Source organism: Stenotrophomonas sp. STEN029, from assembly GCF_056760015.1.
Map to the genome: position 1 here is coordinate 46,332 of NZ_JBRREC010000021.1, position 6,332 is coordinate 52,663.

5 protein-coding genes are annotated in these 6,332 nt (G+C 64.6%); 4 read left to right on the top strand and 1 reads right to left on the bottom strand.

The window, feature by feature from the left end:
- Nucleotides 1-18: 18 nt before the first annotated feature.
- Complete coding sequence (gene cysG / locus ACVOLI_RS07075) at nucleotides 19-1,470, bottom strand: siroheme synthase CysG (protein WP_481534093.1); 1,452 nt, start codon at nucleotides 1,468-1,470, stop codon at nucleotides 19-21.
- 179 nt (nucleotides 1,471-1,649) lie between these two features.
- Here cysG and ACVOLI_RS07080 point away from each other — a divergent pair, with 179 nt between their 5' ends.
- The 4 genes from ACVOLI_RS07080 to ACVOLI_RS07095 all read left to right on the top strand — a co-directional run bounded on the left by ACVOLI_RS07080 (nucleotide 1,650) and on the right by ACVOLI_RS07095 (nucleotide 6,208).
- Nucleotides 1,650-2,633 carry a LysR family transcriptional regulator gene (locus tag ACVOLI_RS07080; protein ID WP_481509618.1) on the top strand — a complete coding sequence of 328 codons (984 nt, stop codon included), beginning with the start codon at nucleotides 1,650-1,652 and terminating at the stop codon, nucleotides 2,631-2,633.
- A 14-nt stretch (nucleotides 2,634-2,647) separates the two neighbouring features.
- On the top strand, nucleotides 2,648-3,355 hold the full coding sequence (locus tag ACVOLI_RS07085) for a serine aminopeptidase domain-containing protein (RefSeq protein WP_481534094.1): 708 nt from the start codon (nucleotides 2,648-2,650) through the stop codon (nucleotides 3,353-3,355).
- A gap of 274 nt (nucleotides 3,356-3,629) precedes the next feature.
- Nucleotides 3,630-4,079, top strand: a complete 450-nt coding sequence (locus ACVOLI_RS07090; RefSeq protein ID WP_481534095.1) for a DUF2946 family protein — start codon at nucleotides 3,630-3,632, stop codon at nucleotides 4,077-4,079.
- Nucleotides 4,080-4,147: 68 nt separating this feature from the next.
- The gene (locus tag ACVOLI_RS07095) at nucleotides 4,148-6,208 is read left to right on the top strand and encodes a TonB-dependent copper receptor (protein ID WP_481534096.1); all 2,061 of its coding nucleotides are present in this window, start codon (nucleotides 4,148-4,150) and stop codon (nucleotides 6,206-6,208) included.
- Nucleotides 6,209-6,332 lie beyond the last annotated feature (124 nt).

Below are 6,332 nucleotides of genomic sequence, written 5' to 3' on the forward strand. Positions count from 1 at the left end.
AAATCTCCGGGGAGGTGGTCAGGCGGCGTCGGCCAGTGTGGGCGGTGCCGTCTTTGCGGAAAGTGAGGAAACAGTAGGCGTTGCGTGCAGCGGCGCGTCGCCGAACCAATGCAGTTCATCGGCCAGCGCCGCCACGTCGCCGAGGATCAGCAGCGCCGGTGATTTCACCTGGTGCTGGGCAGCGGCCTCGGGCAGCTGGCGCAGTTGCCCGCTGACCACCCGTTGGTCGGCGCGCGAGCCGTTTTCGATCAGGGCGAATGGGGTGCTGGGCGTCAGCCCGGCGCCGAGCAGGTGGCTGCGGATCTGCGCCAGCGCGGCCACGCCCATATAGAACACCAGCGTCTGCCGCGGCTCTGCCAGCGCCGGCCAATCCAGCGTGTCCAGCGAGTCCTTGCAGTGCGCGGTGACCAACCGCAGCTGCTGGGCGTGGTCACGGTGGGTCAGCGGGACGCCGGCGTAGGCGGCGCAGGCCAGTGCGGCGGTGATGCCGGGCACCACTTCAAAGGCGATGCCATGGGCGCGCAGGAACTGCAGTTCCTCGCCGCCGCGGCCGAACACGAAGGCATCGCCGCCCTTGAGTCGCACCACGCGCTTGCCGGCGCGGGCATGCTCCAGCATCAGCGCGTGGATGTGCTCCTGCGCGGTGCTGCGGCCCTGTGCGGATTTGCCGACCTCGATGAAGTCGGCATCGCGTCGCGCCAGCTGCAGCACCTCGGCACTGACCAGACGGTCGTGCAGGATCACATCGGCCTGGTTGAGTGCGCGCAGGGCGTTGAGGGTGAGCAGGCCGGGGTCACCGGAGCCGGCACCGACCAGCACCACCGAGCCGGCATGAGCCGGCGCTTCGGCGCCCATGTCCAGCAGCAGCTGGGTCTCGGCAGCAATGGACTGGCGTGCGCGCAGCAGGCCAAGCAATGGACCGTCGATCAGCCGGTCGAAGAAGCGACGGCGCGCGGCCAGCTCGGGGAAGCGCTCGCGTATCAGCCCGCGCTTGCGGCTGACCAGCTGCGCCAGTTGGCCCCAGGCCTGGTCAAACAGTTCTTCGATCTGGCGGCGCACATGGCGGGCCACCATTGGTGCACCGCCGCCGCTGGAAATGGCGATCTGCAGCGGCCCGCGTTCGACCACTGCCGGCACGTGGAAGCCGGACAGCGCCGCGTCATCGACCACGTTGACGAACAGCCGGCGCGCTTCGGCGGCCTCGGCTACCGCGCGGTTGATGATGATGTCGTCGGTGGCGGCAATCACCAGCCAGATCGCCTGGTCCAGCCAGGCTGGATCAAACTGACCATTCAGCCATTGGATGCGTCCGGCATCGGCCAATTGCCGCAGTGCCTGGCTCAGGGCCGGTGCGCCGACCCGGGGCAGGGCACCGGCACGCAGCAGCGCCTCGGTTTTTCGCTCGGCCACCGCGCCCCCGCCAACGACCAGCACGGCCCGACCCTTGAGGTCGGCAAACAGGGGGAACAAGGGGCTGTCCAAGGCGATGACGGAGGTAGTCGGAGTTAGGTCCGTGACCGTAGCGCCGGCCCCGCAGCGCCGGAAATGAAAAGCGCCCAACGTCAGATAACTTTAGGTTATAAGTATCGAGACCGTTTTGGCCTACATTCTTCACAGTTCCTTACCGAAGATCTCTCTCCAACACTGCGATGACACTTACCCAACTGCGTTACCTCGTTGCTATTGCCGATGCCGAGCTGAACATCACGCTCGCCGCGACACGGGTGCATGCCACCCAGCCGGGGTTGTCGAAACAGCTCAAACAGCTTGAGGACGAGTTGGGTTTTCTGTTGTTCGTGAGAAAAGGAAGAAGTCTTGAATCGGTAACGCCTGCAGGCGAAGAAGTCATCAACCGTGCGCGCAGCGTGTTGGCCGAAGCCAACAACATTCGCACCTACGCCGCGAACCAGCGCCGCGAGAGCCACGGCCAGCTGATCCTGACCACGACCCATACGCAGGCACGTTTCGTGCTGCCGCCAGCGGTTGCACGTATCAAATTGGCCTACCCACAGGTCAGCGTGCACCTGCAGCAGGCCGCTGAAAGCGATGCACTGGATCTGCTGAGCCAGGGCGATGCCGACATCGCCATCATCAGCACTGCAGGTGGCGAACCGAGCACCGGTATTGCCGTGCCGCTGTATCGCTGGCGCAGGCTGGTGCTGGTGCCCAAGGGCCATCCGCTGGATCGCGCCGGTGTAACGCCGGACATGGCCGCATTGGCCAGCCATCCCTTGATCAGCTACGAGTCTTCCACCCGCACCAGTTCATCCCTGCGTCGCGCCTTCGCCGCGCTGGATCTGGAACCGGACCTGACCTTGACCGCGTTGGACGCGGACCTGATCAAGACCTATGTGCGCACCGGACTGGGCGTCGGCCTGCTCGCGGAAATGGCGGTAAGCGCCAACGACACCGACCTGCGCGCCTGGCCAGCACCGGCATCGATTCCCGAGTGCATCGCCTGGGCGGTGCTGCCGCGCGACCGCGTGCTGCGCGACTACGCCCTGGAGCTGGTACACGTGCTTGCACCGCAGATCGACAAGCGTGATCTGCGCCGCGTGTTGGACGGCAACCAACAGGCCGATTGGCCGGTACCGCCGACCTGGGAATCGTTGACGCAGACGATTACCGTCTGAATGAGACGGGCTGGGTGACCGCACTGGTAATCCTGCCCGGTCTTGATGGCACGGCGGCGCTGCACGCGCAGTTTGTCGCCTGCCTGGGTGATGTGTTTGGGCCGGTGACGGTGCTGCGTTACCCGCCGGATAAGGCGTTGGACTATGCGGCGCTGGAGGTGCAGGCCAGGGCTGAGTTGCACCGCGACGTTCCTTTCGTGCTGTTGGGTGAATCCTTTTCCGGTCCGATAGCGCTGTCGATCGCAGCTGACCCACCGGCCAATCTTGTCGGCGTGGTGCTGTCCACAACATTCGCACGCACGCCGCTGCCGTTGTTCTCGCCGTTGGCACCGCTGACGCGTTTTGCGCCTGTCCGCGCGTTGCCGCTGGCCTTGCTGTCCTGGTGGTTACTGGGCCGCTGGGCAACCCCGGCATTGAATCTTGCGCTCGAACGGGCCTTGCTTGAAGTGCATCCAAACGTGTTGCGGCAACGTGCGGCGCTTGCAATGCAGGCGGATGTGTCGGCATTGCTGACACGCGTCACCTTGCCGGTGTTGTATCTGCGAGCAGAGGGTGATCGCCTGATCATGCCGGGTGCCGGTGAGCTAATTATGTCGGCTATCAAGCATGCGACCGTCAGGAGTATTGCAGGTCCCCATCTCCTCCTGCAGGCATGTCCTTCACTGGCGGCGCAGGCTGTGCGCGATTTCGTTGAAGGCCTGCAGTCGGCCAGATTCCGCTGACGCTTTACCCTTGGAGCGTGATCAACCTTGTGGGAGCGGCGTAAGCCGCGAAGCTGATGGTCCGTCGGATTTCGGGTTATTTGGCGATTTCATTGACATCAGCTTCGCGGCTTGCGCCGCTCCTACAAACGCTGCGTGGGTGAGGCATTGCCGGGAAGGCCTCTGCCGAGCGTGGCTCGGCACTACGGTCTGCGTCTGTGAACAGGATGTGCGGCAAACGGTCGCACCTTGCGTGGCAACGTCGGCATTGTCGTGCCGATAAAATGCGCGGGTCATGCGTTCGCTTCGCTTCCAATCCTTTGTGCTTCTGCTGGCCTTTGCCGCAGCCTTGTTGATGGCAGTGGCGCCGGTGGTCAGCCGCTGGCTGCAGTCCCAGCAGTTGCCGACGAGCGCAATGGGCCATGCCGCGCATGAAGTAGCGATGCCGGTGTCTGCCGATGCGCACGCTGGGCATCACGACATGCATCACATGTCGCATCACGCGCCCGCGTTGGCGGTGAGCGAGCTGAAGCCAACGCCGCCGGCCGATCCGCACGCCGCCCATGGCGAAGCCTGCGACTACTGCACCATGGCCTCGCGCCTGCTGCCCTGGCTGGCGGTGATCCTGGTACTGGCGCCGTTGCTGTATCGGCTGGCGCCTGAATCCCCCCGCAAGACCCTTGTTCGCGCCAGCCTGCGCTGGCCTGCGCACCCGCCGCGCGGGCCGCCGATGCTCTCCAGATAACGCCACCTTTCCTGTTTGCCGTGCGCTGCCGTTGGGCGGTGCGCGGACGTGTCGTATTGGAGAACCAAATGAAATCCCTTTCCCGTATGCCGGGTGCTCCGGCATGCCTGTCTGTCTGCGTCTGCATGGCGCTGTTCCCACATATCGGCAATGCCGTCGAGCGTGATCTGACCCAAACCCTGGACACGCTGGTGGTTACCGCCGCGGCACCCTCTTCGCCGCTGCAATGGGTCACCGATCCGCGCCTGCCACGGCAACCGGTGCCGGCCAGTGACGGCGCCGACTACCTGAAGACCGTGCCGGGCTTCTCGGCGATCCGTAACGGCGGCACCAATGGCGACCCGGTACTACGCGGCATGTCCGGCTCGCGACTGAACATTCTCAGCAATGACGGCAACCTGATCGGTGCCTGCCCGTCACGCATGGACAATCCGCTGTCGTATATTGCGCCGGAAACCTATGATCGCTTGACCGTCATCAAGGGACCGCAAAGCGTGCGTTGGGGCGCTGGTGCCTCCGCGGGAACGGTGCGCTTCGAGCGGGAGACGCCGCGCTTTGACAGCCCTGGCATGGAGCTGAAAGCCAGTGCACTGGGCGGATCCAACAACCGCAACGACCAGATGCTCGATGCCACGTTCGGCAGCACGCCCGGATATGTGCGTGTCAACGGCAACCGTTCCGAGTCCGACGACTACCGCGACGGCAATGGCGACGTGGTGCCTTCGCGGTGGCGCAAGTGGAACGCCGATGCGGCCATCGGCTGGACGCCGGATGCTGACACGGTTGTGGAGCTCAGTGCCGGCACAGGCGATGCGATTGCGCGCTATGCCGGCCGTGGCATGGATGGCGCCGCGTTCAAGCGCGATAGTTATGGCCTGCGCTTCGAGCGCGACAACCTGCCCGGCGCCTGGGACAAGTTGCAGGCCAATCTGTATTACAACAACGCAGATCACCTGATGGACAACTACACGCTGCGCACGCCGAACCCGGCCAGCAGCATGCCGATGCCGATGGCCTCGAATGTTGAGCGGCGCACCACCGGTGGCCGTGTCAGCAGCGAATGGCGCTGGCAGGAGGTGGCAGTCGTCGCCGGCTTCGATGCGCAGGACAGTCGCCATCGCAGCCGCAATGGCATGGGACGCAATACCTGGCAGCAGTCGGCGTGGAAGCGTGATGCCGACTTCAGCAGCCAGGGTGTGTTCACTGAGCTGACCTTGGGCGAAGGCACGCCACAGCGCTGGATCAGCGGCCTGCGTCTGGACAAGGCGACGGTCAAGGATCGGCGCGCGACCACCGGCATGATGAGCATGCCGAATCCAACTGCGGGGCAACAGCGTCAGGAGGATCTCGGCAGTGGTTTCGTGCGTTATGAGCGCGATCATGGCCAGGTCTGGACCTGGTACGCAGGTATCGGACACAGCGAGCGCATGCCGGATTACTGGGAGTTGTTCTCGGCCAATGCCGGGCCGGTCGGTAGCATCAATGCGTTCTCGGGCGTGAAGCCGGAACAGACCACACAGTTGGACCTGGGCTTGCAGTTCCGCAGCGAGCGGCTTGATGCGTGGGTGTCGGCGTATGCCGGTCGCCTGCAGGATTACATCCTGTTCCAGTACCGCAGCGGTGGAATGATGGGCAGCAGCACCCAGGCCCGCAATGTGGATGCGCGCATCGCCGGGGCCGAGGCGGGCGTGGAATGGCGGCCGACGCAGGCATGGAAGCTTGGCAGCACGCTGGCTTACGCCTGGGGCGAGAACCGCAGCGAAAACCGGCCGTTGCCGCAGATTCCACCGCTGGAAGGGCGCTTCTCCGCCTCCTATGAACAGTCGCGCTGGTCGGTGGGTGCCTTGTTGCGCGCGGTCAGCCGGCAGAGCCGTGTGGCATTGGATGAGGGCAATGTGGTGGCGCGGGACCTGGGCCCGAGTGCGGGCTTTGCGACCTTGTCACTCAACGGCGTCTATCGGATCAATGACGGGCTGCGTGCCAGTGTGGGCGTGGACAATCTGTTCGACCGCGCCTATGCCGAACACCTGAATCTGGCCGGTAGCGCGGATTTCGGGTTTCCTGCTGACCCGGTGCGGATCAATGAGCCGGGGCGTTCGTTCTGGTTGAAGCTGGACTACCGGTATTGAAGCGAGGACGCCCGCCTCGTTGAGGCGGGCGTCGAGATTGTTGTAGTGCTGTTGTGGGAGCGGCGTGAGCCGCGAAGCTGAATATCCAGATCGAATTACACACATGCCCGGATGCAGCAGTAGC

Coding starts and splice junctions, on each gene's coding strand:
- ACVOLI_RS07090 (WP_481534095.1), top strand. CDS start 3,630: ATGCGTTCGCTTCGCTTCCAATCCTTTGTGCTTCTGCTGGCCTTTGCC.
- ACVOLI_RS07080 (WP_481509618.1), top strand. CDS start 1,650: ATGACACTTACCCAACTGCGTTACCTCGTTGCTATTGCCGATGCCGAG.
- ACVOLI_RS07095 (WP_481534096.1), top strand. CDS start 4,148: ATGAAATCCCTTTCCCGTATGCCGGGTGCTCCGGCATGCCTGTCTGTC.